Genomic DNA, 26,716 nt, shown 5'->3' on the forward strand with positions numbered 1-26,716 from the left:
GCCGGCTACCGTGGGTGCACTTCCGCGGAGAATCAGCCCGGCAGCGAGTTGCTCAGCCGTTCGGCGGCGGCCAGGTAGTCCTCGATGAACTCGCGCACCACTTCCCGCGCCGGCTTGACCTTGTTCATCAGCCCGACGCCCTGGCCGACGAAATAGGTAGCCAGCGCCTGCGCCCCCTCGTGCCCCTGGGAGGCCAGCACATCGATGCGGCGGATCACCGGCTCGCACAGCATCGACTGCAGCGGCAACGGCAGCGGCTGCTGACCGTCCTTGGCGGGCTTCCACGCGTCGGTCCAGTCCGAGCGCAACTGCCGCGACGGCTTGCCGGTGCGCCCGGCCGAGCGCACGGTGTCCCGGGAGGAGGCGGCCAGCATCTTGGCCACGGTGTGCGGCGCGGTCTCGGCCTCCTCGGTGGTCAGCCACACCGAACCGGTCCAGGCGCCGGCCGCGCCGATGGCCACCATGCCGGCCATCTGCCGGCCGGTGACGATGCCGCCGGCGGCGAGGACGGGCGTCGAGCTGCCGAGCGACTCGAGCGCTTCCAAGACCTCGGGGACCACCACCAGCGTGCTGACCTCGCCGCAGTGGCCGCCGGCCTCGGTGCCCTGCGCGACGATCAGGTCCACCCCGGCGGCGGCCTGCTTGACCGCGTGCTCCTTGGCGCCGACCAGCGCCGCGACCGGGATCCCACGTTCTTTACCGGCGTCGATCATGTAGTCCGGCGGCACGCCGAGGGCGTTGGCGATCAGCCGGATCGGGTGTGACAGCGCCACATCGAGCAGGTCCTGGCCGGTGTTGCCCGACAGCATCGGCTTGCCCAGCCGGCGTTGCGGCTCGGGTTCGATTCCGTGTCGGCGCAGCAGGTCGTCGACCAGATCGCGATAGGCCTGCGGGATACGTCCGGCGAGATCGTCGCTGGAGAGCTTCTCGCCCTTGCCCTCGAATTTGGCGGGCACGATCAGGTCGACCCCGTAAGGCTTGCCGGCGACCGCGTCGTCGATCCACGCCAGCTCCTGGTCGAGTTGCTCAGGGCTGTAGGCGGTGGCGCCGAGCACGCCGAACCCGCCCGCATTGGTGACCGCGGCCACCACGTCGCGGCAGTGGCTGAACGCGAAGAGCGGGAAGTCGATGCCGTACTGCTCACACAGCGCTGTGGACGTCATGGGCCCAGTATGACTTGACGGGTGTCAAAGTGGGGCCGGGACCCCGACTTCAGCCCAGCACCGGGGTCCGCTGGAGGAACCGCTCGACGGCGCTGATCATCTGTTTTCCGTCGAGCAGCGCCCGGTCGTTGTGTCCGGCACCGGGGATCGACACGTACTGCTTGGGTTCGGGTGCGGCGTCGTAGAGGCGGCGGGACAGTGTCGCCGGCACGATGTCGTCGCTGTCGCCGGCGACGACCAGCAGCGCGGCGTTCAGCGCCGGGATCCGCTCGATGCTCGGGTAGCGGTCGAGCAGCAGCCGACGCGCCGGCAGCCACGGGTAGTGCTCGGCGGCGACGTCGGTCAGCGACGTGAACGGGGACCGCAGCACCAGTGCCGCGGGTGGCGTCTCGACCGCCAGACCGATCGCGACCGCGCCGCCCAGGGACTCACCGAAGTAGGCAATGCGCGCCGGGTCGACCTGCGGCTGCCGGGCCAGCCAGTCCTGCGCGGCGCGTGCGTCGGCGGCCAGGCCCTCCTCGGTGGGCCGGCCGGGATTGCCGCCGTAGCCGCGATAGTCCAGCAGCAACACCGACATCCCCATGCCGTGCAGCGCGGCGGCCAGCGGAGCCCGCATGGTCCGGTCGCCGCCGTTGCCACTGAGCACAAGGGTCGCCGGACCCGGCGCACCGGGCAGGAACCAGGCGCCCAAAGCCAGTCCGTCGCTGGTGTGTACGACGACATCGCGGGCTCCGGGAAGCACAGAGGCCGCCGACGGTACCGGCCCGGTCGACGGGAAATAGATCAGGCGGCGCTGCGCGGAGAACAACACCCCGAGCAGTCCCGTCGCCACCAACGTGACGATAGCGACGGCGCGGAGCAGGGTGCGGCGCAGGGCCTGCCCCTACCCGCGCAGCGGCGCGTCGGCGAACTCGGCCAGCCCGTCGGCCGGATCCACGGCCGCGCGAAAATTCAGTTCCTGCGCGGCCTTTGCCGGATCGGCGACGATATGGCGGACGTCGCCGTCGCGGTAGGCCCCGGTGATCTGCGGGGTCAGATCACCCCGCGCGCGGCACAGCGCGGTCGCCACCTCGAGGATGGTCACCGGCCGGCCCGAGCACACGTTGAACGCGGCGAAGCCGGTCAAGCCGGATTCGACGGCCGCCACGTTGGCCGCCGCGACGTCGTCGACGTGGACAAAGTCACGCATCTGCCCGCCGTCTTCGAAAACCTTTGGTGGATCGCCTCTTTCGAGCGCAGAGCGAAAGATGGCCGCGACGCCCGAGTACGGGGTGTCGCGGGGCATGCCGGGCCCGTAGACGTTGTGGTAGCGCAGCGCCGTGACCGCACCCCCGGACGCTTCGCTCCAGGCCAGCGCGTAATGCTCCTGCGCCGCCTTGCTGGCCGCGTACAGGCTGCGCGGCCGCAGCGGGGCGTCCTCTCCGACCAACGCCCAGTCGACCGGCTCGCCGCCGACCGGGCAGCGGTGGTCGAACACCCCGGCGTCGAGATCCGCGCGGCGCCGCGGCAGTGGGTCGACCTCACCGTGCTCGGCGCAGACGAAGCGGCCCTGCCCGTACACCACCATCGACGAGGCCAGCACCAGCCGGCGGCACCCGGCGGCGAACATCTGCGCCAGCAGCACCGCGGTGCCGAAGTCGTTGTGCGACGCGTATCTCGGCGCGTCGGCGGCATCGACGCCCGCGCCCACCACCGCGGCCTGATGGCAGACCACGTCGACACCGTCGAGCACGTCGGCGACCGCCCCGGCGTCGCGCACGTCGATGCGATGCACCTTCGCCGGCGGCGCGGCGTCCTGGCCGTGCGCGGCGGGCAGCATCGCGTCCACGGCCACCACGTCGTGCCCGGCCGCGGCCAACGCCGTGTGCACCCGCGCACCGATGAACCCGGCCGCGCCGGTCAGCAGCACCCTCACGGCAACTCGATCGGCAGCTTCACCCCGTGGTGCGGCAGGCAGTGGGTGCAGGTGCGCTCGGCGTCGACCGCGTCAATGGCCTCGTGCACCAGCTTCTTGAACGGCACCAGATTGCGCTGGAACTCGGCGAAGACGTCTACCGCGCGAACCCCCTGGCCGGCGTCGATACCGGCATCCAGATCGGTCACCAACGCTATTGCGGCATAACACATCTCGAGTTCTCGGGCCAGCACCGCCTCTGGGTAGCCGGTCATGTTGACCAACCGGAACCCCTGCGCCGCGAACCATTGACTCTCGGCACGCGTCGAGAAGCGGGGCCCCTGGATCACGACCATCGCGCCGCCGGCGACGACGTCGGGCAGGCCGGTGACCGCGTCGCGCAGCGACGGACAGTACGGGTCGGCGAAGTCGACGTGGATGCCGCCGGAATCGAAATAGGTGTCGGCGCGCCCGGAGGTGCGGTCGACCAGCTGATCCGGCACCACGATCGCGCCGGGACCGAGCTCGGGGTCGAGACTGCCCACCGCGCACGGCCCGAACACCCGGCGCACCCCGAGCGCACGCAACGCCCACATGTTGGCGCGGTAGGGCACCGAATGCGGGGAGAACTCGTGGTCGACCCCGTGGCGCGGCAGGAACGCGACCTCATGGCCGCCGACGGCGCCGACCGTGATCGGCGCACTCGGCGGCCCGTACGGCGTGTCCAGGCTGACCGCGCGGGCGTCGGACCCGAAGAACGAGTAGAAGCCGCTGCCGCCGATGACCCCGAGCACCGATTACTCGTCGGGCTGCTGGGCGGCGCGCCGCGCGCTGTCGCGGATCTCGAACACATCGGTGGCGAATCCGCCGATGGCGTTCGCGACGTCCTTGACCGCGGTGGTGATGATCGAGGTGACCTCACCGACTGCCGACGCACCCGCCGTCACGATCTCCTGGACCGCGTCCTTGCCGATCTCGGTCTTGCTCAGTCGCTCGTCCATGCACTCAGTCTGCCACGGGCTGCACCTGCAAGACTGACCGTCGTGGCCACTTTCGCCCAATGGGTCGAGGGCGCGCGTCCCCGCACGCTGCCCAACGCCGTCGCCCCCGTCGTCGCGGGCACCGGCGCCGCCGCGGCGCTGGACGCCGCCTCGTGGTGGCGGGCGTCGCTGGCGCTGCTGGTCGCGCTCGGGATGATCATCGGCGTCAACTACGCCAACGACTACTCCGACGGGATCCGCGGCACCGACGACGTGCGCGCCGGGCCGCTGCGCCTGGTCGGCTCGCGGCTGGCGACCCCGCGCGCGGTGCTCGCCGCCGCGGTGGTGAGCCTGACGGTGGCCGCGGCGGCCGGTGTGGTGCTGGCGTGGGTGTCGGCGCCGTGGCTGATTGCCGTCGGCGCGGTCTGCATCGCGGGTGCGTGGCTCTACACCGGCGGTTCCACGCCCTACGGTTACCGCGGCTTCGGCGAGGTCGCGGTGTTCGTGTTCTTCGGGCTGGTCGCGGTGCTGGGCACGCAGTACACCCAGGCGCTGCGCGTCGACTGGGTGGGGCTGACGCTGGCGGTGGCGACGGGCGCCCTGTCCTCGGCGGTGCTGGTCGCCAACAACCTGCGCGACATCCCGACCGACGCGCAGACCGGCAAGATCACGCTGGCGGTCCGGCTCGGCGACGCCCGTACCCGGGTGCTGTTCCAGACGCTGCTGGCGGTCGCTCTGGCGTCGACGCTGCTGCTCATGCTCGCGACGCCGTGGTGTGCAGTCGGCCTGATCGCGCTGCCGCTGGCCGTGCGCGCCGCCAAGCCGGTGCGCCGCGGGCAGGGCGGCAAGGAACTGATCCCGGTGCTGCGGGACACCGGGCTGACGATGCTGGTGTGGGCCGTCGCGGTAGCCCTCGCCCTGGTGATTTCGGCGTGATTGCCGTCGCTGCGCGACGATGAGCACGCCGAAATCGCGGGCGGTTTGCGGGCGGGATGGGCGTGGTACATAGCGCGGGATGAACGCTGCCCCGATGCCCCGCGAGTCCGCGGAGGACGTCCGCGACGCCCACCGGGTGGTCGCGGCGCTGTCCGCGGCGTTCTCCGAAAAGGTGGTCGGGCAGGAACACCTGCGGGAATCGCTGCTGATCGGCCTGCTCACCGGCGGGCACGTGCTGCTCGAGAGCGTGCCGGGGCTGGCCAAGACCACCGCGGCCCGGGTGATCGCCGAGTCGATCGACGGGCAGTTCCGCCGCATTCAGTGCACCCCGGATCTGCTGCCCAGCGACATCGTCGGCACCCAGATCTACGACGCGTCCAGCGGGTCGTTCGTCACCCAGCTCGGCCCCGTGCACGCCAACGTCGTGCTGCTCGACGAGATCAACCGCTCCAGCGCCAAGACCCAGAGCGCGATGCTCGAGGCGATGGAGGAGCGCCAGACCACCATCGCCGGGACCGTGTATCCGATCCCGGAACCGTTCCTGGTCGTGGCCACCCAGAACCCGGTCGACCAGGAGGGGACCTACGCCCTCTCCGAAGCCCAGACCGACCGGTTCCTGATCAAAGAGATCGTCCGCTATCCCTCTCCCGAGCAGGAGGTGGAGGTGATGATCCGCCGCGACGCCGGCCTCTACGACAAGGACCACCGCACCCGGCCGGTAGCCACCGTGGAGCAGGTCCGCCGACTGCAACGGGTGGCCCGCGACGTCTACATGAGCCGCGAGCTGATGCTCTACGCCGGTCAGTTGGTGGCCGTGACCCGGGAGCCGGCGAAGTACCTGCCGGCACAGGTCGCGCGGATGGTCGACTACGGCGCCAGCCCGCGGGCGACGATCGCGCTGTGCACCGCGGCGCGCGCACTGGCCGTGCTGGCCGGGCGCGACCATGTGCTGCCCAGCGATGTCGCCGACGTCGCCCACCGGGTGCTGCAGCACCGGCTGATCCTCGGCTTCGAAGCCGCCAGCGCCGGCGTCACCGCCGACGTGGTGATCGACGCGGCCCTGCGGGCAGTGCGGGTGCCCTGAGGCCGCGGTGGGCAAGCACCTCAACCGGGCCCGCTCGGTCTTCGGCTCCGACACCCGCGGCATGCTCGAGGGTGGCCGCCACGCGCTGCTGCACACCCGCAGCCTGGAGTTCGACGAGCTGCGTCCCTACGTCCCCGGTGACGACGTCCGTGACATCGACTGGAAGGCGTCGGCGCGCTCGGGTGACGTGCTGATCAAGCGGTTCGTCTCCGACAAACACCACAAGGTGCTGCTGGTCGCCGACGCCGGCACCAACATGGCCGCGCTGGCCCCCAGCGGAGAACGCAAGTGCGACATCGCGACCCACATCCTGGGTGCGATCGGGTTGATCACCCTGGGCCGCTCCGACGAGGTCGGCATGGTCTACGGCGACGCCCGCGGCAGCAGCAACGTGCGGTTGCGCCGCGGCGAGAGCCACGTCGAGAGGCTTCTGCAGCGCTACCACGACCACAGCGCGCAGCAGCGCAACCCCAGCGACATCGCATGCCAATTGACCTACGTCGCAGAGCATTACCGCCACCCCATGCTCATCGTGGTGGTGTCCGACGAGCCCGAGCCCGACCCCACCCTCGAGGACCTGCTGACCCGATTGGCCGCCCGGCACGACATGATGTGGGCGATGGTGGCCGACCTGCCGGCGGTGGCTGTCGGCCCGGACGGGGGCCTCGATGTGGCCACCGGCCGGCCGGTGCTGGGAGTAGCAGCGACCGACCCGCGCGTCGTCGCCGCCTACCGGCGCGCCGAGCAGCAACGCGCGGCCCGGATCGACGAGATGCTGACCCGCCGCGGCATCGCGCACACCACCATCACCGCCGGCGACGACATCCGCTCCCGGCTGGCCGACATGACCAGGGTCTACACCCGTGCCGGATGACCTGCTGCGCTTCGTCAGCGGGCCGCCCGGTTACTCACCGTGGTGGCTGGTGCTGGGACTGGCCCTGCTGTTGTCGGTGATCTTCTGGTACGTCGCGGTTTTCGTGGCGACGATGCCGTCGGCGCGGCTGCGCGCCATCCCGGCGGTCCGCGATCTGCACGCCCGGGTACTGCGGTACCGCTTCGCGCGGACGGTCGCGTCGATCAACCGCCGGCACCGCGACGCCGAGTTGACCGACGAGCAGGCCGGCGCCGCCCTGAGCCGTACCCTGCGCAGCTTCCTGCACCAAGCCACCGGGCAGCGTGCCCAGTACATGCACGTCCGCGCCGTCGCCGACTCCGAATTGCGCGCCGCGGCACCGCTCCTCGACGCGCTGGGCACGGCGCGCTTCGATCGTTCGTCGACCGTCGACGTCGGCCGGCTGGGCCGTGACACCGAGGAATTGATCCGCACGTGGCGCTGATGTGGTGGCCCGTCGCGGTGGTGGGCGTGACCCTGTTGGTCGCGGCCATAGCCGTGGCTGCGCTGGTGCGCACGAAAGGGACGGATCGACAACGTCTTCAGCTGGCCAACACGATCCGGTTGACCCGGCTCCCCGAGTACCGCAGCGTGGTCCGCAGGCAACTGCAGGCAACGGTGCTGGTGCTGGTGTTGGCGATCCCGTTGTTCGTGGCTGCCGTCCTGGCCGGCGCCCGACCGACCGAACCCGTGCTCGACGCAACAGGATCGCAGCGACGCGCCGACATCATGCTCTGCGTCGCAGCACCCGTCACCGACGAGTCCACCGGAACCTTCCTGAGCTACTTCGCCGACCGGGTCAGCGCGTACGACGCGGAACGCATCGGACTGACGTCGACGAATCGCCGCGTGATCCCGCTGACCCGCGATTACCAGTTCGCCGCGGGTCGCCTCGGCGATTACGCCCAACCGTCCGCGGCGGGCAACCAGCGACCCGCGTTCTCGCCCGCCGTGGAGTACGGGGACTACTCGCCCAGCGTCGCCGATGTTCTCGCGTTGTGCCTGACCGGTTTTCCGGACTTCGAGACCCGCGGCGACACCCAGCGGTCGGTGGTCTACCTGGGCCCCGGTGAGCTCGGGGACGACGGGGACGACGGGGTCTCGCTCTACAGCGCCGACGAGGTCGCCGAGATGGCGCGGCAGGCTGGGGCGCGCATCGACGCGGTCGCCACACCTGGCCGTTCCACCGCGGTGCTGAGCTCCGTGACGGCGGCCACCGGCGGGCAGTTCGCCCGGCTCGACCCGGCCCGGTTGCCCGCGCAGCTCGACGGAATCCTCACCGATCTGCGGGAATCCGACGAGACCGCCGAACGCAGGGACGCACCGGCCGTGCTGTTGGCGGTGGCGGCGGCGGTCACCGCGCTGTTGGGGGTCGCACTGATGGCGGTGCGGCGATGACCTTCGATCCCGTCGTGCCGGCGCCGGCGCTGGCGGTGCTCGCCGCGGTGCTGGTCGTCCTGCGACTGGTGACGCTGCGTCCCGCCGTCGCCGCCGGCCGGGAGTCGGTGCTGCGCTGGGCGACGATGACGGCCGCGTCCGTGCTGGTGCTGCTGGCCGCGTTCCGCCCCGGCCTCGGTGAGGTGCCCGACACGCAGACGTCGGCCGCGGCTGCGGGCGGCGGCGAGAACGTGTTCTTCGTGGTGGACCGCTCCGCGGCGGCGGCGACTCCCGACTACGGCGGCGCCCCGCGAATCGCGGGGATGCGCGAGGACATGGCCGCGTTGATGCGACTGCACCCGGATGCCCGATTCGCGATGATCAGCTTCGCGTCGCGGCCGGCGATCGAGTGGCCGCTGTCCAGCGACGTCTGGAGTCTGGATCCGGTGGTGGCGGCGATGAACCCGTACCCCACCGCCGGCGGCGAGTCGACGGAGGACCAGGTGAATCCCGGTGCAGCGGCCAATGTGCTGCGCTACCAACTGATTGCCGCGGGCCAGCAGTACCCGGCCGCGGAGAACCTGGTCTACTACTTCGGCTCGGGGACCACGCCACCCGACCTGCCCCAGGTGGCGTTCGAGTCCAGCGGGGTCGACGACGGCGCGGTGTTCGGCTACGGCCCCGACCGGGCCGGTCTCGGTGAGATCGGCGAGCAGCTCGGGGTGTCCTACTTCCAGCGCTCCCCAGCCACCGAAGTGCCCCAGGCGCAGTCGAATTCGGCCGATGCCGTGGCCACCGACGCGTCGGCCACCCCGCGGCGCACCGAGTTCTACTGGCTGTTGACCACGGTTGCGGCGGTGTTGCTGCTCGGTGAGATCTATCTGTCGGTGCGTGACCTGCGCCGGGCCCGGGCCACCCAGCGGCAGGTGCGGTCATGACCCCCGCGCGGCTGCGGTTACGCCGGCGACTTGTGCTCGGGTCGGCGCTGCCGGCGCTGGTGGTAGTCGTGGTGGCCGCCAAGCTGATCTCGGTGGTGCTCGCGGGCGGCTCGGCCCAGCGTGATTTCGCCGCCGGCCGCGCCGACGCGATGGCCGCCGATGTGGCGGTGCTGCAGGTGCTCGACCTGGTCGAACCGAACACCACCGCCTTCGCCGCCGGCAGTCTCGCGGTGCTCGAGCAGCGGCTCGACGCGGCGGATCAACACTTCTCGGAAGCGCTGGCGGGTCTGCAACACCCCGAGTCCTGTGCGGTACGGATCAACCTCACGCTGGTCCGCGAGCGCCGCGGCGACATCGACGCCTGGGAGGCTCGACGCGACGCCGCGCGGGCCCGGTACGAGAGTGCCCTGGCCGTGATCGGCGCCGCGCCGCCGCAGTGTTTCGCCGGCAACGACGACCCCGATCCGCAACGGCGGGCGGTGCGCGCGGATGCCGCGGCCCGCATCGAGGCCAAGATCCGGGGGCTCGGTACGGTGGCACCCCTCCCGCCACCGTCGCCGCCGCCCCCGGCCGCCTCCGCTCCCGCTCCCCCCGCGGGGGCCCCCGACGCCCCGGACGACCCGCAGCAGCGTCTCCTCGATCCGGACGGTGCCGACCCACTCGACACTCTGCGCCGGCTGTTGCGCGACGCGGCAGGCAGTTAGGCGCGCGCCGCACCGTTCCAGTACTCGACGATCGCGCCGTTGGCGATACGGATGATGTCGTTGCCGGTGTATCGCACCGGGCCGTCTCTGGTGGCCCCGGTCCCGATCCATCGTCCGGCGACCAGGTCGCCGTCGTGCAGCGGACCGACATCGATCACGAACTGCAGATCCCGGAAAGTCCGGCGGACGTCGTCGATGACCGCCTGCAACTCGGCCGGCCCGTGCACGTCACGGGTGGGCCAGTGCCCGACGAAGTCGCCGGAGACCACGTCCTCGGCGCGGTACCGGCCACTCCACAGACCGGTCACCCACCGCCGGTACAGGGCACGGTGCACTGTGCCCGGTCGCGGACTGCTGACATTTCTGTGACCACCGAGAACTGTCGGTCGGTGGATCACCTGCTGTTCCCTCATGTGACGTCGGTTACCCGGCCGGGCGCGCTGTTATGCAACCGTGATGTTGCCCAGCAAACAACGATCGGACCATCGACGCCAATGCCGGTTTGCCAAACCCCGTGCCGCACAGATATTTCGCGGTCAAGACCGGTCGTCGGTGCGGCCTTCGATGTCGCTGTCGGCGGGTTGCGGCGCCGTCTCGCCGCGCAGCCGAGCCCGCAGTTGCTCGCGGTCCCGGCGACGACGTTCGTCCCACACCGCAATGCTCTCGGTGGCGCGCCGCCGCAGCGGCGTGAACAGCCAGATCCCCAGCGGCAGCGCGATGACGATGGCGAACAGCAGGGCCAGGACCACCGGGAATTCGCGGATGCCGAGGACGTGGCCGCCGCCGACGATGACCGCTGCGAGCGCGGCGACCAGCAAGAGCCGGGCCGCCGTGTAAGCGAGCACGTCGGCGAGCAGGCGGGCTGTCGGGCGCGGGTCCTCGGACACGGTTCGAGCCTACCGAGGGCGCGTATATTGACACCAAGGAGGTTTTTGGTGGCGTACTTGGTCTTGATGCTCGTCGTGGCCGCCGTCGTTTACGTCGGGTGGCGAGCCACCCGGATGGCCGCGAACAGACCGCGCACCCGGGTGATCGGTCCGGACGACGATCCGGAATTCCTGCGCCGGATCACCCCGCGCGACGATCAGCCGCGGTCCTGAGCCGGTTTCTCCGGCGCGCCGGCCTGGTCCAGATTCGGAAAGCCGGCGGCGACCGCTGCGGCCAATTCCAGCAGTGCGTCTCGGGTGTCGGGACGTAACCGGTCCAGCGCGATCTCGGCGCCTTCCTCCAGGTGCGGATCGAACGGCACCATGAGCACCGCGCGACAGCGCCGGGCGAAGTGGTCCTCGACCTTCTTGAGGTCAACCTTCCCGCCGCCGCGGCCGCGCCGCGGCCGCACCCCGTTGATCACCGCGATCGAGTTGCGCACCATGTCGTCGTGGCCGTGGGCGTCGAGCCAGTCCAGCGTCGCCGAGGCGCTGCGGGCCCCGTCCACCGAACCCGAGCTGACCACGAGCAGTACGTCGGCCCGATCGAGCACGGCCGACATCACCGAATGCACCATGCCGGTACCGCAATCGGTGAGCACAAGGCTGTAGTACTGCTCGAGCAGCTCGACCGCGCGGCTGTAGTCCTGCGCGCTGAACGCCTCCGACACCGACGGATCACTTTCCGAGGCCAGCACTTCCAGCCGGCTGTCCCCCTGCGAGGTGTACTGCCGGACGTCGCTGTACGAGCTGACGCCCTCGGCGTCGCGCAGCAGGTGCCGGATGGTGGCCGGGGTTTCGACCGGCACCTTCTGGCTGAGCGTGCCACGGTCGGGGTTGGCGTCGACGGCGATGACGCGGTCACCCCGCAGCGCTGCGAACGTCGCCCCCAGCGTCGCGGTGATCGTCGTCTTCCCCACCCCGCCCTTCTGGGACAGCATCGCGATGCGGTAGCAGCCCCGCAGCGGCCGCGCGGCGTCGGTGACCAGCGCGTCGTGTCGCAGCACCTTCGGACTCTCACCGAGGTCGATCAGGCCGCCCGACGCCCGGTACAGCCACTTCCGCCAGCCCGCCGACGGGCCCCGCCGGGTCTGCCCGAGCAGCGCGACGGTCGACAACTCCTGGGGTTGCGGTGCACCGGGCGGCGGTGCGCTGGGCTGCCCGAACGGCGGCGTGGCCGGCAATCCCTCGGGCGGGGTCGGCGCGGTCCACTCGGCGGGGACGGCGGCCATCGGGTCGGTGAACCGTTGTTGCGCGCGAAAACTCGTCGGCACGTCGGTCAACGGTCGACCCCCTTTCCGGTCGGCTCAGCCGACTGTGCCCTATTTGTCGGCTCAGCCGACGCCCGCATACGAGTGCAGGCCGACGGTCACCAGGTTGATGAAGAACAGGTTGAACACCATCGCCACGAAGCCGACCACGTTGATCCAGGCCGCCTTGCGGTCCCGCCAGCCGGCGGTGGAGCGGGCATGCAGGTAAGCCGCGTAGACCACCCACGCGATGAACGACACCGTCTCCTTGGGGTCCCAGCCCCAGTACCGGCCCCAGGCCTCCTCGGCCCAGATGGCGCCGAAGATCACCCCGAACCCGAACACCGGGAACGCGAAGATGGTGGTGCGGTAGGCGATGCGGTCGAGCAGCTGCGCGTCGGGAAGCTTGGCCACCACACGGCTCAGCGCATCCGAGCGCTCCGGCTGCCCGAATCGCGACATCTTGAGCAGGAAGAGGATGCTGGCCACGCCCGCGACCAGGAACACGCCGGATCCCAGGCTGACGACCGAGACGTGGATGGGCAGCCAGTAGGACTGCAGCGCGGGCATCACCGGCGCGGCGTGCGAGTACAACCACTTGCCCGACACGGTCAGCAGGATCAGCACGGGCACCAGCACGAACACCCACAACGAGCGCAGTCCCGGCCGCCGCAGCACCACGGCCGCGGCCACCAGACCGCACCAGCAGGTGAGGTTGATGAACTCGTACATGTTGCCCCAGGGCACCCGCGACGTGGACAGCCCGCGCAGCACGATGCAGGCCAGCAGCAGCACGATGCCGACGTAGACCAGCGCGACTCCGGAGGTGCCGATGCGCTCGTCGAACGGGCGGCGCGGGGCGTCGACGACGACGCCGGGGCGGGCACTGTCGGCGGTCACGCCGGCGTGGACCAGCTCCCGGCTCTCGGCCTTGCGGCTGCGGCTGTAGGCCAGCTCGATGGCCAGCAGCAGCAGCGCCCCGAGCAGAACCAGCACCGACGACGTGAACGCCCAGTCGGAATAGCGGGCCAACCCGATGTCGACGGTGGTGCTCATGCGCGATCTGCCTTCTTCTCTTCGTGCTGCCGGGCCGAGACCTCGGACGTCGCGCCGCCCGAGGTGCTGACGTCAGCCAGCAACCGCTCGGTCAGCCGCTCGAACTCGTCACCCCAGCCGGAGTTGTCGGTGCGGGCCAGCCCGCCCAGCTCGACGTTCACGGTACCCGGCGCCCCCGGCGTCAACCGAACCCAGATGCGTCGGCGCCGCACGATCAGCGACACCAACAGCCCGGCCATCATGGTCATCGAGAAGACCAGCACCCAGATCTGGGCGGGGTCGTGTGAGACCTGCAGGTTGACGAACGGGGTTGCGCCGTCGAAGCGCACCACGGTGCCGTCCTCGAGGCGGGTGTCCTCGCCGGCCTTCAGGTTGACGCGCGCCATCTTGGTGAGCCGGCCCTGGCCGATCATCCGCTCGTCGAGCGTGAACAGCGACTGCGGCCGGCCGGTGTCCAGCCCGGTGTCGCCCTTGTAGATGTCGATCGCGACAGCCGGGTCGTTGAGTTCGGGGAAGCTCGACGACAGCAGCGCGCCGTCGAGCTGCGCGGTCGGCGCGAACAGCCCCTGGATGGCGATCTGGTTGCGGCGGCGTTCCCGCTCGTCGGAGTAGATGCCACCCGGCGGGTCGAACCGCATCGCCCCCGACGACAGCAGCGTGGTCTGGTCGTCAGGCCGCCATTGCAGCGTCTGGGTGCGGGTCTGGCCGTCGGGGAAGGTCACCGTCAGCGTCGGCGCATACCCGTGACCTTGGAGGTAGACCCGGTCTCCGCCGACGCGCAACGGCTCGTTGACCTGCAGCCGGTAGGGCTGCCAGGTGCCCGAGGTCAGGTCCTCGCCGGCCTGGTACTCGATGTCGGCCTGAAAGCCGATGGCCTGTCCGTTCTCCAGGTAGGTGGCTTCGAAGTCGTTGACCCGCACGCAGATCGGGTACAGGGAGGTGCCGTCGACGGTGTTGCCCGCGCGAAACGAGTCGAACGCCGCCGGGGAGGCCGAGCAGAACCCGGGCCCGCCGTCCGCGATGACGATGACGTTGCCCTCGTAACTGAACATCTTGCCCGCGGCGATCGCGACGAGCAGCCCGAGCAGCGAGAAGTGGAACACGATGTTGCCGAACTCGCGCAGATAGCCCTTCTCGGCGGAGATCTCGGTCGTCTCTCCGGTTCTGCGGGTGGTGCGCCGCCATCCGCGCAGCCGCCCGTCGACCGCGGACGCGACCGCGTCCACCTCGGCGCCGGTCACCTGCGTCTGGTGGTGCTTGGGCAGCCGGGCGAGGTTGCGCGGGGCGGCCACCGGGGTCGCCCGCAGGCTGCGGACATGCTCGGCCAGCCGCGGCGTCAGACACCCCACCAGCGAGATGAACAGCAGCACGTAGATCGCGGTGAACCAGAAACTGGAGAAGACGTCGAAAGCCTGCACGCGGTCCAGCCACGGACCCAGCGTCGGGTGTTCGGCGATGTACTCGGCGACCTTGGCCTCGTTGAGGTTGCGCTGGGGCAGCAGTGCGCCGGGGATGGCTGCCAGCGCCAGCAGGAACAGCAGCACCAGCGCGGTGCCCATCGACGTCAGCGTCCGCCAGGTGTTGCGCACCCCCGCGAACAGACGCGCAAGCCCCCATTTCGGGTCCTTTCCAGGGGTGCCCGCGTCTGCTCGCGCCGGGGAAGTGACCATCATCAGATCGGCAGCCTCACGTCGCTGACGAAGGCGTCGCGGATCCAGGACACGAACTCGTTCCACAGCCCCGTCACCAGCGCGGTGCCCACCACGATGAGCAGGATGCCGCCGAAGATCTGGATGGTGCGGGTGTGGCGGCGCAACCAGCCCAGCCCGGTGACCGCCCGCGACGAGCCGAACGCCAGCAGCACGAACGGGATACCCAGCCCCAAACAGTAGGCCAGCACCAGAACCACACCGCGGGCCACGTTGGCGCCCTCGGTGGCCGACGCCACCGCGATGACGCCGGTCAGTGTGGGCCCCAGACACGGCGTCCAGCCCAGCGCGAACACCGCTCCCAGCAGCGGCGCGCCGGCCAGCGTGGAGATCTGCCGCGGCACGAAGCGGGTGTCGCGCTGCAGCACCGGGACCAGGCCGATGAACACCAGCCCCATGAAGATGGTGACCACCCCGCCGATGCGTTGCAGCAGCAACTGGTTGGTGATCAGCGTGGTCGTCATCCCCAGCACCGCGACGGTGCCCATCACGAACACCACCGTGAACCCGGCGACGAACAACGCCGCCGCACCGGCCACCCGCAACCGGCTGCGGCGCACCGCGACGGCGCCGGGGTGCTCCTGCACCCCGACCACCGCGGCCAGGTAGGACAGATAGCCGGGCACCAGCGGCACCACGCACGGCGACGCGAACGACACCAGCCCGGCCAGCACGCTGACCGCCATCGCCAGCAGCACCGGCCCGGTGGCGGTCAGTTGGTCGAGCTGATCGAGGTTCACTGCTCCGCGGCCACCCGTTCGACGACCGGCTGCAGGTCTTCGGCCAGCAGCTCCCGCAGGAAGACCGCCGCGACCCGGTGGGAGCGGTCGAGCACCACCGTCGACGGGATGACGGTGGTCGGATATCGCCCGCCGAACGCGATGAGCGTGCGCATCGGCGGGTCGTAGATCGACGGGAACGTCACGCCGCGGTCGACGATGAAGTCACGCGGGGCGTCGATGTTGTTGTCGCGCACGTCGATTCCGAGGAACGCGACACCCTGGTCGCGGGTGGCCTGATAGACCTGCTGCAGTTCGGTGATCTCGGTGCGGCACGGCCCGCACCACTGCCCCCAGATGTTGATCACCACCACCTGGCCGGCGAAGTCGTCGAGGGAGATGGTCCGGTCGGTGTCCATCAGGTCGGGTCCCGACAGCGGACCCGGTGTGCCGCGGTCGGCCGGCGGGTCGTAGAAGATGTCGGTCTTGCCGCCGGGGGCGACGAACTCGAAGGTGCCGCCCTGGGCGACGGCGTCGGTGCCGGTGGAACATCCGGTCAGCACGAGAGTGGCCACGCACACCGTGACCAGCGCGCGCCGTAGCACCCCCAGCCGGCTCACCGGCCGGCCAACTCCGCGTACCCCCAGCCGACGTAGACATCCCCGTGGAAGTAGAACGACGTCACCGAGGCCAGGTTGCACAGCCGCCGCGTCGGGAAGTGGTGCAGCGGAGCACCGGTCATCGCCCGCCGCAGCGTCTCGACCGGAAGCTGGTGGCTGACACACACCGCCTCGTGGCCGGCGGCGGCCTGACGCGCGCGGCCCACCGCGCGCCGCATCCGCGCGGCGATATCGGTGTAGGGCTCCCCCCACGACGGGCTGCGGGGATTGCGCAGATGCCACCAGTTGCGTGGATCGCGCAGCGCCCCGTCGCCGGGCGAAACCCGTTGCCCCTGGAACACGTTCAGCGATTCGATGAGCTCGTCGTCGGTGGCGATGTCCAGGCCGTGTCGACGGGCGATGGGCGCCGCGGTCTCCTGGGCCCGCTCCAGCGGGGAGGCCACCACGTGGGCGATGTCGCGGTGGGCCAGCCAGTCGGCGACCGCGGCGGCCTGCGCCTGGCCCCGTTCGGACAGGTGATAGTCCGGCAGCCGGCCGTAGAGGATCTGGTCGGGGTTGTGCACCTCGCCGTGGCGCATCACGTGGACCACAGTCTTGGCCACTGCGGTGTCGGAAGTTTCGGTCATGCGGGTTTCTGCACCTCCGCGGCGGCACGCGCGGCGCCGGGCAGCGCCGCGGCGATGCGGTCGAACGCACCGTCGTCGAGCGCGGTCGAGACGAACCAGGCTTCGTAAGCACTCGGCGGCGGATACACCCCGGCGTCGAGCAGGCTGTGGAAGAACGCGGGGAACCGCCACGTGTCGGTGGCCCGCGCGGCCGCGTAATCGGTGACCGGTTGATCACCGAAGAACACGCTGAACATGTTGCCGGCCCGCGGAATCTGATATGCCACACCCGCTTCGGTCAGAGCGGCACCGATCAGCGTGACCAGCCGGTCGGCGTTGGCGTCCAGTAGGGCGTACGCGTCGTCGTCGGCGGCGCGCAGCGTGGCCAGCCCGGCGGCCATCGCCACCGGGTTCCCCGACAGCGTGCCCGCCTGGTACACCGGGCCCAGCGGCGCGAGCCGGCCCATCACCTCGGCCGAGCCGCCGAACGCGGCGGCCGGCAGCCCGCCACTCATCACCTTGCCGAAGGTGAACAGGTCGGCGTCGACCGGATCCACGCCGTACCAGCCCGACCGGCTGACCCGGAACCCGGTCATCACCTCGTCGACGATCAACAGGGCCCCGTGCGCGGCGGTGATACGGCGTAACGCGGCGTTGAAGCCGGGCAGCGGCGGCACCACGCCCATGTTGCCGGGGCTGGCCTCGGTGATGACGCACGCGATGTCCGCCCCGGCCCGGTCGAAGACCTCGGCGACGGCGGCTTCGTCGTTGTAGGGCAGCACGATGGTGTCGGCCGCGGCCGCGCCCGTGACGCCCGGCGAGGACGGCAGACCCAGCGTCGCGACCCCGGAGCCGGCGTCGGCCAGCAGCGCGTCGCTGTGTCCGTGGTAGCAGCCCGAGAACTTCACGATCTTGGGCCGGCCGGTGTACCCGCGGGCCAGCCGGATCGCGCTCATGGTGGCCTCGGTACCTGAGTTCACCAGCCGCAACCGCTCGACGGGGGCAACTCGGTCGATGATCTCGGCGGCCAGCTCGGACTCCGACGGCGTCGGCGCGCCGAAGCTCAACCCGTCGGCGGCGGCCCGCTGCACCGCCTCGACGACGGCGGGGTGCGCGTGGCCCAGGATCATCGGCCCCCAGGAGCACACCAGGTCGACGTAGCGGTTACCGTCGGCGTCGGTCAGCTCGCAGCCCTTGGCCGACGTGATGAACCGCGGGGTGCCGCCGACCGAGGAGAATGCGCGCACCGGGGAGTTCACCCCGCCCGGGATGAGGGCGGACGCGTCGGCGAACAGCTTCGCGGACGCCTCGGTTCTGCTCATGCGACCAGTGTCCCAGCCGGGACAAAGGCGTCAACTACAGGGTGTAGTGGTACCGCTCACGTGGGTTATGCGGGCTGCACCTGCGTCATCTGCTTTTCGCAGCAGATCTCCCGGTGTTCCATCTCGGGCGGACAGGGACACGCTTTCTCGTAGACGAGCACCGCGCCGCATTCCTTGCACTCGTATCGCTCGCCGGCACCTCGGGCCATCGGACACCTCCGTCATCGGGTTTGTCAGTGTCCATCCTGACCGCCGCGGCCCGGCCGGAGAAGGGCCGAAGTTCCTCTCCATCAGGCCAGCAGCGCCTCCCCGAGCGTCTGGCCCGGCTGCACACCGGGCAGGATGGCAAAGCTCGCCGAGCCGATCGTGGTGATCCACGGATTGAGCCCGTCGGCGGCGGCGAGGCGCTCCTGCACCGGCACGAACTGCGTGGCCGGGTTCCTCTGATAGGTGGCGAAGAGCAGTCCGCTGTCGGTGGTCGCACCGGCCGCCGGCGGGTCGTCGTAGTTGTACGGCCGCCGCAGGAACCGCTCCCCGTCGCTGCGGGGATGCGCGAGCGCGATGTGGGAGTTGGGCGCGATGACCGGGATGCCGCCCACCTGGGCACCGAAGTCGGGTGCGTCGGTCTCCTTCTGTCCGGTCAGCGGCGCGCCGGTGTCCAGCCGCCGCCCGACGACGAGCTCCTTGGCGTCTCGGCTGAGCTCGTCCCAGGTGTCCATCTCCGCCCGGATGCGGCGCAGCACCAGGACCGTCCCGCCGGCGAACCACCGCTGATCCGCCCCGTCATCCCACACCAACCGCTCGAACTCGGCGTCCTCGCGCAGGTTGGCGGTGCCGTCGACCTGGCCCATCAGGTTGCGCATGCTTCCGCCGGGGCGACCGACACCGTGGGCGTTGCGGAAGCCCCGCTGCCGCCACCGCTGCCGGGTCATCGAGCGAACGCTCTTGAGCATGACCCGGCCGGCGTGCGCGAGGGCGACGGGGTCGTCGGCGCACAGTTGCAGCAGCAGGTCGCCGCCGCACCACCGGGGGTCGAGTTCGTCGGTACCGAACGGCGGCAGCTCCGACAGCGTCGCGGGCCGCGTGTGGTTCAGACCGGCCCGGTCGAACGCGGATGCGCCCAACCCGACGGTGACGGTCAGCCGGGCCGGCTGCGCGGCGAGCTCGGGCTCGGTGTCCGCCAGCGCCGGCCGGCCCTGCGTCAGGCGCTCCGCGTCGGAGGTCCACAGCCGCAGGACCGCGCCGAGGGCGTCGCGCGCGTTGCGACCCGGCGGAGGCACCAGATCCAACCCGACGAACTGGGCGTGCGCCTGCGGCACCGTCGCGACACCGCCCTGATGCCGTCCGTAGAACGGCTCCACGGAGGCGCCGACGTCCTCGACGCGGCGGGACGGCGACGCGGTCGCGCACCCGGCCAGGCTCACGCCGGTCAGGGCGGCGGCACTCCCGGCGACGAAGTGCCGCCGGTTCACCGCCGCCCGTCGTGGCCGCTCAGCCATGGTGGTGCGGCGCCCCCTCGGCACCGGCATCGGGACGGTAGTCCTCGTGCCCACCGGCGAAGTCACGCACCTGAGCGGTGAATGGCAACGTCGATCCATCGGCGAACTCCAGGATCACCTCGACGTCGGCACCCGGCAGCAGCGGCTGGGTCAGGTCCATCAGCATCAGGTGGTCCCCGCCGGGGATCAGCTCCCGCGTCTGCCCTGCGGGCACGGTCAGACCGCCGTCCTTCGGCTGCATGGTCATCGTTCCCGCGGCGTCGGGCACCACCTCGTGGACCTCGACACGCGCGGCCTGCGGGGAACTGCCGCCGACCACACGCGCCTCCCCCGGGCCGTCGTTGCCGACACTGCCGAACACCGCGGTCATCGCGCCGCGCTCGGCCGCCCCGGCCCACTGATTGCTCACCGCCACGTTGTCCGCCATCGGTGCCGACGGCTGATCCTGCGACGTGCACGCCGACGTCAGCAGCACGGCTGAAAAAGCCAGTCCGGCAACAGAACTACGAATCATGCTGCGCACCTTCATTTCTTGTCTCCTGACAGTTGTGCATCGACGAGCGTCACGGACTCGTCGATGTCTGGGGATTCGGATTCGCGGATCCGGCGTCTACGGGCGAGCAGCGCCTCGAGCGCCAGCACCACGAGCAGTGAGACACCGAAGACGGGGAAGAGCACGCTTAGGCCGAGCGCGAGTGTGACGACGAGAAGAACTGCACGGCGGGGTGTTTCGACTCGGTCGGCCGAGCCGGTCGGGGCCGGCAGACCGGTCCCGCCCGCCGGACGCCGTTTCCACCACATCAAGACACCGGTGAGCACGCTGAGCAGCACGGCCAGACAGGCGACCGTCGCGAGGATGCGGGTCAGGACCCCGTACTGGTGGCCCATGTGCATCGCGATGCCGAAACTGGTCAGCCGCGACAGGGCGCCGTCTTGTGTTGCGGTCGCGTTGGTGATCGTCTGACCGGTGAACTGGTTGAGGTAGAGGGTGCGCTGCTCGGAAACCTTCTGCGGCCACGCGTTGACCACGGTGTAGCTGCCGTACACCGTGTCCCCGTCGACGCTCGAGTCCGACGGCGGAATGATGGCGTAACCGGGGACCATGTGCTCCCCCTTGGCGATCCGGTCGACATCGGCGAATGAGAGTCGTTGCGGGACCGAGCCGTCGGGCACCGAGGCGTAGACGGGGTCGTCGGCGGCCGTCCACGCGATGCGCCGGCCCAACCGGTCGTGGTCGCCCATCGCCGCCGGGGTCGACGGCGCGTCGATCTGCGTCGACGGCGCGACGGTGGATGAGAAGGCCCGCCAATTCTCGCCCCAGTACCTCGACCACGTCATCCCCGACAGCACGTAGCCGACGAGGACGACGGCGATGACGACGCCGGTCAACGCGTGCACGTCCCGCCACCGGACCCGACCGCCGCGCCGCCACCGCACCGTCAGCAGCGGTTTGGCCGCTTCGATCGCGCGGGGCCACCACAGATAGATCCCGCTGGCCAGCAGGACCAGGATCCAGACCGCGGTCAGCTCCATCCAGAGGTTGCCGATCCCCACCGGGATGGTGGCGTCCGGATAGGCCGACGGGTCGATGAGATGTCCGAGCGAGGGCAGTTGCGCCTGGGGGGCGTCGTTGCCGAACATCCGGTGTACCTGGTTGGCCCAGCCCACCAGCCCGGACAGCTCGCTGCGCTGCCCGAGGTAGTCGCCGGTGTACGGGTCGACGAACACCTGCGTGACGTTGCCTTCGGCGGCCGGGTACGCCGCCGCGTCGGGCGGCAGGAAGTCCACCCGGGTCGAACGTCCCGGCTCTGGCGGCGGGGTCACCGCGTCGACGGTGTAGTCGACGGCGACGTGCTCTCGGGCTGTGGCGACCTGTTCGTCGAGCCCGACGGTGTCGCCGCGTGGCTCGACGATGAACAGTGAGCGGTTCAGCCAGTTGTCCAGCGGTTGGCTGTAGAGGATGACCAGGCCCGAACAGGCGAGGATCACCAGGGCCGGCGCGGTGAACAGCGCGACCCAGAAGTGGATCCGCCAGATCCGGCGGAGGACGGCGGCATTGCCGCGGCGGTTGACGGGGACAGGAGTTGATTCAGATGTGGCCACAGTGGCGTGTTCTTTCGACGGAAGGCAAAAGGGCGCGGACTCGACAGGTCGACGCGCGAGCGCCGCGCGGGGTCACCGCGCGGTGTGAGGGAAGTGGTTCGGACCGCTACGCGAGCGGCGGCGCGCGCATACCGAGGCCGGAAGCCCACAGCACCGACTGCGCGAAGGACTGCCGGGGCTCGGCGGGGCGCCGCGGCGCGGCCGGTTGCCGCCGGGCCGTGGCGAACAGCCGCAGCCAGCACAGCACCGAGACGCAGACCAGGTAGAGGTATTCGACGACGCTGATCGCGGCACCCAGCAGCACGGCACCGGCCAGGTGCGCGGCGGCCATCGACCAGGTCACGCCGAGTCCACCGTGGTGATGACCCGCGGCCACCACCAAGGTGAGGTGACCGAGCGCCTGCGCGGTGAGCAGGCCGCCGGTGATGGCGGTGAACCGGGCACCGCGGCCGTCCAGGACGGCGCCGGCGAGGATCGCACCGACCACGGCGCAGACGAGCCCTACCAGCAACAGTGCCGACCCCGCGGGAAGCGTGCCGCCGGCCGCGGCGTGCGCGCCGCTGGTGATCACGGCCGAGCACCCACCCACCAGCGCGCCGCGTAGCCCGCGCGCGCGTGTTCGGGGTGTGGTCACGTCTGGACCCTACCCCCGCATCTACTACAACGCCTAGTAGAGCAGGGAGGCGGATTCACTCCGGCCTGAGCGCGAACGTGGGGTGATCCGCGTCCGCCGGCAACTGTTTCCAGTAGCCTTCGACGACTTTGCCGGCCAGCGGCCGGTAAGCGGCGATGATCGGCGCGCGCTCGGCGACGGGCACCTCGGTGGCGACGTACTCGGTGTCGCCGAGGCGCACACGGGGGTCGGCGCGGACGTTCTTCACCCACTCGGCCTCGCCGCGCGTTGACACCAGGTACTTGACCCCGCCCACCTCGGGCACGACAACGGGGATTCGCTGTGGCTGTTTGCTCACGCGCCTGGTCACCGTCAACGTCTGACTGTGGCCGACCCCGGTCGCCATGGCCACCCGGTTGAAGATCGCGCGCACGAACCACGGCGGCTTGAGGTAGGCCATGACGACAAGTGTCACCGCGCCGACGGCCGACTGCAACGCTTCGGCGGCAGTGGGGTGAGGGCGGCAAACCGGCTTGTTCATCGCCGCCAGCGCATTCTGGGCGGTTGGCCGCGCGGCCGGATCAACCGCGCGGGCGCAGCCTGGCCCGGATCGGGCCTTTGGCCACGGTGGTGAACGGCACCTCGCAGCGGAAGTCGTCGTCGACCGACTCGATCTCCGCGGCCCGCACGATGGTGGCCAGCGCGAGCGTCGTCTCCAGGCGCGCGAAGTGCTCGCCGATGCACGGGCGGCCACCACCGAGGAACGGCAGGAACTGCCACCGGTCGCGATTCTTGACGTTCTCCGGGCTGAACCGGTCCGGGTCGAACACCATCGGCTCCGGCCACAGCTGCGGATCATGGTGCAGCGCATACAGTCCCAGCGCGATGAGGCTGCCGGCCTGTACCCGGTAGCCGGCCACGGCGATGTCGCGGGTGGCCAGCCGGGCCACCCCGGCCGCGGGCGGGCACAACCGCAGCGCCTCGTGCAGCACCTGCTGGGTGTAACCGAGCCGGGGCACGTCGTCGGGCGTCAGTTCGCCGTCCCCGATCCCGGCCGCTTCGGCGGCGACGCGGCGCTGCACCTCGGGGTGGCGCCCGAGCACCCACAGCGAGTACGTCAGCGCGGTCGCGGTGGTGTCGTGGCCGGCCAGCATGAAGATCAAGAGGTCGTTGGAGATGTCGGCGTCGGAGAGCGGCCGCCCGGTCTGCGGGTCGGTCGCGGCGATCAGGGCCTGCACGAGCGGCGCGTCCCGCGCCGGGTCGGCTCGGCAGGCGCGCACCATGTCGTCGGTGATCGCGCGCATGGCCGCCACCGCGGCGCGGGTACGGCGCCGCGCCGGCGTCGGCAACCAGCGCGGGGCCCGCAGCGGCCGCAGGGCGCGGTCGGCGGTGTAGGACGACGCCACGTGCATACAGCGGGCGATGGTGTCGGCACGCTCGTTGAGATCGACACCGAGTACCGACCGGCCCAGCGACTGCATCGCCACCCGGCGGCATTCCGCGTCCAGGTCGACCTCACCGCCGGCCGGCCACCGGTCGACGAAAGCTTGTGCAGCCCTGGACATGTGACCACCGAAATCGCGCACGCTGTGCTTGGTGAAGACCGGCTGCAACGCGCGTTTGCGGGGCCGCCACTGCTCGTTGGGCAGTACGAACAGGCTGTCACCGGCCGCATGCTGCACTTCTTCGTGGATGATGCACCGTTCGGAGGCGGCGTCGCTGCGGCCCAGCACGTCCCGCATCCCCTCCGGCGACATCACCGCCACGATCGGCGGGATCAGCGTGCGCGGGCCGAACTGGATGCGGGTGACGGGACCGCCGGCGTCGCGGATGACCTCCTGCCCGGTGTCCAGTCTGCGGACCAGCCCGGCCAGCTGCCACGGCGGAAGGGGGTTGCGCGGCGCCAGCGGCAACGATGCGACCGGGGGCGCCTCGGTGGCGGTCACGATGCGTGCCACCGCAGCACCTCGCCGCGGCCCTGCATCATGACGGTGCCGGGCATGACCCGCAGCCGGTAGGGCGCGAGCCGTAACACGGCGAAGGCGTCGGAGGTCGGACCGTCGGCCCACATCGGGATGATCGCCGGGTCGTAGCCGACCGGCTCCGGCCCGGTCGCGAATTTCTCCCAGACCGCGGTGCGGGTTTCGTCGTCGCGATACCACTCGACGAGGCATTCCGCCGAACAGGTGTCGTGACTGGGGGTCCAGTAGTTCACCGACACGTCCGGGTGCACCGCCAGATGCGCGCGCTTGATCGGCGTCGGCACGGTGGCGACCCAACCGAACAGGTCGGTGCCGTCCCACTCCCAGATCGGGTGCAGAACGCGCGTTCGGGGCTTGCCGTCGGCGTCCACGGTGGCCACCGACGCCCACACGATCGAATGGGCCATGGCCACGAAGGCGGGGGCGATCTGTGCCAGCGGTGTCACAGGTGAGCAGCCTAGGCAAGCACCGCCGGGTGCGTCACCCCTCGAGCTTCTTGCGGAACTCCTCGGTGTTGCGGTACTCGACGTTGCCTTCCTCGGCGGTGGTCTCGATTTTTCCCTTGTGCTCGTCGTCCACCCAGTCGGTGACCGACGTACCCGAGACGGTGCCGCCACTGCCCGGCAGCGTCGTGGTCTGCAGGTCGTCGGCATTCGCCTTCGCCATCTCCCGGGCCTTCTCCCGATGCTCGTCGGTGATCTCAGGTTTCGGGGTGAGCCGCGACTCGTCGTTCGGGTCGGGCGTCTCGGTCACGTGGTCCATCTGCACGTTCGGCTGTTTGTCGCTGGTTTGCTGGTTCTGGGGCGTGTTGTCGTCCATGCGCTTCGGGATGACCACAACTGTGATCTACGAAACTTCAGACGACAACGGTGCGCAGCGCCACCGGGAGGCTGGGCAGAAAGTGCTGGCGGGCGAAGGCGCGGATGTCCTCGGCGGTCTCCAGGGGCTGGGCGCTGGGCAGCAACAGCACCATCGCCGCGTAGCGCAGGATGCAGTCGGCCAGCTCGTCGACGGCCTCGGCGCCGATGCGCTCGGCGAAGCCCGCCGGGAAGATCATCCGCAGCGCCTCGGCCATCCGGTCGATCGCGGCACGGTGGTAGCGGCCCGCCAGTTCGAGCACCAAACCAGGTTCATCGGTGAACATCTGGTTGAGCACCCGGTGGCGCCGAAACTTCAGGATCGAGAGCGTGAAGGCCTCGACGTAGACGTTGGACTGCGGCTCGGCCTGCTTGAGCTCGGCGGCGATGTCGGCGAACAGGCGGACGTTCTCGCGTTCGATCACCGCGCCGACGAGCTCGTCTTTGTTGGCGAAGCGGCGGTAGATCGTGGTGCGGCTGACTCCGGCACGGCGCGCAACGTCGTCGAGGGCGACCCGGCGGAAGCCGTGCCGCTCGAACTCCAGAATGGCCGCGTCGAGGATCTCGGTCGCGGCCCGGTCAGCCCCGCTCATAGGCTCGGACGGCGTATCCGTTGTAGCGCACCTTCATCGGCAGCCGGTCCCACAGCCAGTTCACCGGCCGCGACCGCCAGAACGCCGCGAAGCGCTGATAGCGCCGCTCCTGCCGGTCAGTCCAGGGCAGTTCCAGCAGAGTGCGTGCCCGCGGCGGCAGCCCGCCGGTGGTCAGGAACGCCGCCAGCGGGTTGAACACCGGGGCGACGAGCTTCCACACCAGCGGGTGCACGGCCTTGGGTTTCGGGAAGCCCTTGGTGACGTAGCCGACGCCGTAGCGGGCGGTCTGGTGGGCGACCACGACCTCGTTCATCATCCGGTCCCAATACCGCTCGAACTCGTGGTAGGTGGCCGGCATCGGCCGGTCGCTGACGCCGTAGCGGCGATACCACGTCTTGGACTCCTGCCAGATCTGTTCCCGCTCGGCGTCGGTGAGCCGCTTCACGAACGTGTCGGCGAAGTAGTAGATCTGCTCGACGAAGGTCGCGTGCGCCCAGAAGTAGGTGTCGGGATCCAGCGCGTGGTAGCGGCCGGCCGGTTGCCCGTCGGGGCCGGGCATGTCGCCCTTGACCGTGACGTGGAAGTCCCGAACCTGGGTGCCGGCGTTGTGCTCGTCGGTGCCGTAGACGGTGTTGAAGATCGGCGGGATGGTCCGCTTGAGGCGCTCGGCGGTGTCGGCGAAGAACGTCGAATGGTCGTACACGCCCTGCCCGAGCTCGGCGAGCATGTTCTGCAGCACGGCCGGGCGCGGGCCGATCAGGTACATCCGGTTGTCGCCGAAGTAGCGCCAGACCAGTGACTCCGGCCCCAGCGGCAGCGCGTCTTCGAGGTGTTCGGTGTTCTCCGCCAACTCCGTCATGCGCAACAGTGTTACAAATTCTGCACTCTGTACCA

At 70.5% G+C, this 26,716-nt stretch carries 32 protein-coding genes; 8 read left to right on the forward strand and 24 right to left on the reverse strand.

All coding sequences use genetic code 11. The features are described 5' to 3' along the window. Nucleotides 1–32: 32 nt before the first annotated feature. Genes G6N31_RS18205 through G6N31_RS18225 form a run of 5 tightly spaced genes read right to left on the reverse strand, consistent with a single transcriptional unit; the run spans nucleotide 33 to nucleotide 4,058 of the window. On the reverse strand, nucleotides 33–1,163 hold the full coding sequence (locus G6N31_RS18205; protein ID WP_098000765.1) for an NAD(P)H-dependent flavin oxidoreductase: 1,131 nt from the start codon (nucleotides 1,161–1,163) through the stop codon (nucleotides 33–35). Between the two features lie 49 nt (nucleotides 1,164–1,212). Next, a complete protein-coding gene (locus G6N31_RS18210) occupies nucleotides 1,213–2,037 on the reverse strand; it encodes an alpha/beta hydrolase (protein ID WP_420090045.1) in 825 nt (274 codons plus the stop codon). 9 nt (nucleotides 2,038–2,046) lie between these two features. Next, entirely contained in the window at nucleotides 2,047–3,078 is a 1,032-nt protein-coding gene (locus G6N31_RS18215) for an NAD-dependent epimerase/dehydratase family protein (RefSeq protein WP_098000769.1), read from the reverse strand. Further along, on the reverse strand, nucleotides 3,075–3,851 hold the full coding sequence (locus G6N31_RS18220) for an S-methyl-5'-thioadenosine phosphorylase (protein WP_098000771.1): 777 nt from the start codon (nucleotides 3,849–3,851) through the stop codon (nucleotides 3,075–3,077). The genes G6N31_RS18215 and G6N31_RS18220 overlap by 4 nt, the downstream gene beginning before the upstream one ends. A gap of 3 nt (nucleotides 3,852–3,854) precedes the next feature. Beyond that, the gene (locus G6N31_RS18225) at nucleotides 3,855–4,058 is read right to left on the reverse strand and encodes a hypothetical protein (RefSeq protein ID WP_098000773.1); all 204 of its coding nucleotides are present in this window, start codon (nucleotides 4,056–4,058) and stop codon (nucleotides 3,855–3,857) included. Nucleotides 4,059–4,100: 42 nt separating this feature from the next. Here G6N31_RS18225 and G6N31_RS18230 point away from each other — a divergent pair, with 42 nt between their 5' ends. The 7 genes from G6N31_RS18230 to G6N31_RS18260 all read left to right on the forward strand — a co-directional run bounded on the left by G6N31_RS18230 (nucleotide 4,101) and on the right by G6N31_RS18260 (nucleotide 9,968). Continuing rightward, on the forward strand, nucleotides 4,101–4,973 hold the full coding sequence (locus G6N31_RS18230) for a 1,4-dihydroxy-2-naphthoate polyprenyltransferase (protein ID WP_098000775.1): 873 nt from the start codon (nucleotides 4,101–4,103) through the stop codon (nucleotides 4,971–4,973). A gap of 79 nt (nucleotides 4,974–5,052) precedes the next feature. Then, nucleotides 5,053–6,057 carry an AAA family ATPase gene (locus tag G6N31_RS18235; protein WP_098000777.1) on the forward strand — a complete coding sequence of 335 codons (1,005 nt, stop codon included), beginning with the start codon at nucleotides 5,053–5,055 and terminating at the stop codon, nucleotides 6,055–6,057. 7 nt (nucleotides 6,058–6,064) lie between these two features. Then, nucleotides 6,065–6,931, forward strand: coding sequence for a DUF58 domain-containing protein (locus G6N31_RS18240; protein ID WP_098000779.1), 867 nt, complete (start codon nucleotides 6,065–6,067; stop codon nucleotides 6,929–6,931). Next, nucleotides 6,921–7,394 (forward strand): hypothetical protein, encoded by a 474-nt coding sequence (locus tag G6N31_RS18245; protein WP_098000781.1) that lies wholly within the window; start codon nucleotides 6,921–6,923, stop codon nucleotides 7,392–7,394. The genes G6N31_RS18240 and G6N31_RS18245 overlap by 11 nt, the downstream gene beginning before the upstream one ends. After that, a complete protein-coding gene (locus G6N31_RS18250) occupies nucleotides 7,394–8,347 on the forward strand; it encodes a hypothetical protein (RefSeq protein ID WP_234815137.1) in 954 nt (317 codons plus the stop codon). The genes G6N31_RS18245 and G6N31_RS18250 overlap by 1 nt, the downstream gene beginning before the upstream one ends. Continuing rightward, nucleotides 8,344–9,264, forward strand: a complete 921-nt coding sequence (locus tag G6N31_RS18255; protein WP_098000785.1) for a vWA domain-containing protein — start codon at nucleotides 8,344–8,346, stop codon at nucleotides 9,262–9,264. The genes G6N31_RS18250 and G6N31_RS18255 overlap by 4 nt, the downstream gene beginning before the upstream one ends. Beyond that, nucleotides 9,261–9,968, forward strand: a complete 708-nt coding sequence (locus G6N31_RS18260) for a hypothetical protein (RefSeq protein WP_163722246.1) — start codon at nucleotides 9,261–9,263, stop codon at nucleotides 9,966–9,968. Before G6N31_RS18255 ends, G6N31_RS18260 begins: the two co-directional genes overlap by 4 nt. Here the strand turns inward: G6N31_RS18260 and G6N31_RS18265 are convergent. Continuing rightward, a complete protein-coding gene (locus tag G6N31_RS18265; RefSeq protein ID WP_308207650.1) occupies nucleotides 9,965–10,276 on the reverse strand; it encodes a nuclear transport factor 2 family protein in 312 nt (103 codons plus the stop codon). The genes G6N31_RS18260 and G6N31_RS18265 overlap by 4 nt on opposite strands. A gap of 228 nt (nucleotides 10,277–10,504) precedes the next feature. After that, the gene (locus tag G6N31_RS18270) at nucleotides 10,505–10,855 is read right to left on the reverse strand and encodes a DUF4229 domain-containing protein (protein WP_098000789.1); all 351 of its coding nucleotides are present in this window, start codon (nucleotides 10,853–10,855) and stop codon (nucleotides 10,505–10,507) included. Between the two features lie 48 nt (nucleotides 10,856–10,903). Between G6N31_RS18270 and G6N31_RS27065 the strand changes: the two genes are divergently transcribed. Then, nucleotides 10,904–11,068 (forward strand): hypothetical protein, encoded by a 165-nt coding sequence (locus G6N31_RS27065; RefSeq protein WP_098000791.1) that lies wholly within the window; start codon nucleotides 10,904–10,906, stop codon nucleotides 11,066–11,068. Here the strand turns inward: G6N31_RS27065 and G6N31_RS18275 are convergent. From G6N31_RS18275 to G6N31_RS18355, 17 genes are all read right to left on the reverse strand, one after another. Then, nucleotides 11,053–12,126: a MinD/ParA family ATP-binding protein gene (locus G6N31_RS18275; RefSeq protein ID WP_098001077.1), complete on the reverse strand. Its 1,074-nt coding sequence runs from the start codon at nucleotides 12,124–12,126 to the stop codon at nucleotides 11,053–11,055. The two genes, G6N31_RS27065 and G6N31_RS18275, sit on opposite strands and share 16 nt — an antisense overlap. 102 nt (nucleotides 12,127–12,228) lie before the next feature. Then, nucleotides 12,229–13,200, reverse strand: a complete 972-nt coding sequence (gene ccsB, locus G6N31_RS18280; RefSeq protein ID WP_098000793.1) for a c-type cytochrome biogenesis protein CcsB — start codon at nucleotides 13,198–13,200, stop codon at nucleotides 12,229–12,231. Then, nucleotides 13,197–14,870 (reverse strand): cytochrome c biogenesis protein ResB, encoded by a 1,674-nt coding sequence (locus G6N31_RS18285; protein ID WP_098001079.1) that lies wholly within the window; start codon nucleotides 14,868–14,870, stop codon nucleotides 13,197–13,199. Before G6N31_RS18285 ends, ccsB begins: the two co-directional genes overlap by 4 nt. A gap of 2 nt (nucleotides 14,871–14,872) precedes the next feature. Next, nucleotides 14,873–15,649, reverse strand: a complete 777-nt coding sequence (locus G6N31_RS18290; protein ID WP_234815139.1) for a cytochrome c biogenesis CcdA family protein — start codon at nucleotides 15,647–15,649, stop codon at nucleotides 14,873–14,875. Further along, nucleotides 15,646–16,248: a TlpA disulfide reductase family protein gene (locus G6N31_RS18295; protein WP_420090000.1), complete on the reverse strand. Its 603-nt coding sequence runs from the start codon at nucleotides 16,246–16,248 to the stop codon at nucleotides 15,646–15,648. Before G6N31_RS18295 ends, G6N31_RS18290 begins: the two co-directional genes overlap by 4 nt. Continuing rightward, nucleotides 16,245–16,874, reverse strand: coding sequence for a histidine phosphatase family protein (locus G6N31_RS18300; RefSeq protein ID WP_098000795.1), 630 nt, complete (start codon nucleotides 16,872–16,874; stop codon nucleotides 16,245–16,247). The genes G6N31_RS18295 and G6N31_RS18300 overlap by 4 nt, the downstream gene beginning before the upstream one ends. Then, on the reverse strand, nucleotides 16,871–18,175 hold the full coding sequence (hemL, locus tag G6N31_RS18305; RefSeq protein ID WP_098000797.1) for a glutamate-1-semialdehyde 2,1-aminomutase: 1,305 nt from the start codon (nucleotides 18,173–18,175) through the stop codon (nucleotides 16,871–16,873). Before hemL ends, G6N31_RS18300 begins: the two co-directional genes overlap by 4 nt. Nucleotides 18,176–18,465: 290 nt before the next feature. After that, the gene (locus tag G6N31_RS18310) at nucleotides 18,466–19,674 is read right to left on the reverse strand and encodes a Dyp-type peroxidase (RefSeq protein WP_098001085.1); all 1,209 of its coding nucleotides are present in this window, start codon (nucleotides 19,672–19,674) and stop codon (nucleotides 18,466–18,468) included. Next, complete coding sequence (locus tag G6N31_RS18315; RefSeq protein ID WP_098001087.1) at nucleotides 19,667–20,188, reverse strand: copper chaperone PCu(A)C; 522 nt, start codon at nucleotides 20,186–20,188, stop codon at nucleotides 19,667–19,669. The genes G6N31_RS18310 and G6N31_RS18315 overlap by 8 nt, the downstream gene beginning before the upstream one ends. 11 nt (nucleotides 20,189–20,199) lie before the next feature. Next, nucleotides 20,200–21,777, reverse strand: coding sequence for a PepSY-associated TM helix domain-containing protein (locus G6N31_RS18320; protein WP_098000799.1), 1,578 nt, complete (start codon nucleotides 21,775–21,777; stop codon nucleotides 20,200–20,202). Between the two features lie 106 nt (nucleotides 21,778–21,883). After that, nucleotides 21,884–22,411, reverse strand: coding sequence for a hypothetical protein (locus tag G6N31_RS18325; RefSeq protein ID WP_098000801.1), 528 nt, complete (start codon nucleotides 22,409–22,411; stop codon nucleotides 21,884–21,886). A 55-nt stretch (nucleotides 22,412–22,466) separates the two neighbouring features. After that, nucleotides 22,467–22,850: a nitroreductase/quinone reductase family protein gene (locus G6N31_RS18330; RefSeq protein WP_098001089.1), complete on the reverse strand. Its 384-nt coding sequence runs from the start codon at nucleotides 22,848–22,850 to the stop codon at nucleotides 22,467–22,469. Nucleotides 22,851–22,971: 121 nt separating this feature from the next. Then, a complete protein-coding gene (locus G6N31_RS18335; RefSeq protein ID WP_098000803.1) occupies nucleotides 22,972–24,348 on the reverse strand; it encodes a cytochrome P450 in 1,377 nt (458 codons plus the stop codon). Further along, on the reverse strand, nucleotides 24,333–24,818 hold the full coding sequence (locus G6N31_RS18340) for a pyridoxamine 5'-phosphate oxidase family protein (RefSeq protein ID WP_234815141.1): 486 nt from the start codon (nucleotides 24,816–24,818) through the stop codon (nucleotides 24,333–24,335). The genes G6N31_RS18335 and G6N31_RS18340 overlap by 16 nt, the downstream gene beginning before the upstream one ends. A 34-nt stretch (nucleotides 24,819–24,852) precedes the next feature. Further along, on the reverse strand, nucleotides 24,853–25,191 hold the full coding sequence (locus G6N31_RS18345) for a hypothetical protein (RefSeq protein ID WP_098001093.1): 339 nt from the start codon (nucleotides 25,189–25,191) through the stop codon (nucleotides 24,853–24,855). Between the two features lie 37 nt (nucleotides 25,192–25,228). Further along, nucleotides 25,229–25,822: a TetR/AcrR family transcriptional regulator gene (locus G6N31_RS18350; protein WP_098000805.1), complete on the reverse strand. Its 594-nt coding sequence runs from the start codon at nucleotides 25,820–25,822 to the stop codon at nucleotides 25,229–25,231. After that, the gene (locus G6N31_RS18355; protein ID WP_098000807.1) at nucleotides 25,809–26,681 is read right to left on the reverse strand and encodes an oxygenase MpaB family protein; all 873 of its coding nucleotides are present in this window, start codon (nucleotides 26,679–26,681) and stop codon (nucleotides 25,809–25,811) included. The genes G6N31_RS18350 and G6N31_RS18355 overlap by 14 nt, the downstream gene beginning before the upstream one ends. Between the last annotated feature and the right edge of the window lie 35 nt (nucleotides 26,682–26,716).

The sequence above is a fragment of the Mycolicibacterium duvalii genome, assembly GCF_010726645.1.
Taxonomy (GTDB): domain Bacteria; phylum Actinomycetota; class Actinomycetes; order Mycobacteriales; family Mycobacteriaceae; genus Mycobacterium; species Mycobacterium duvalii.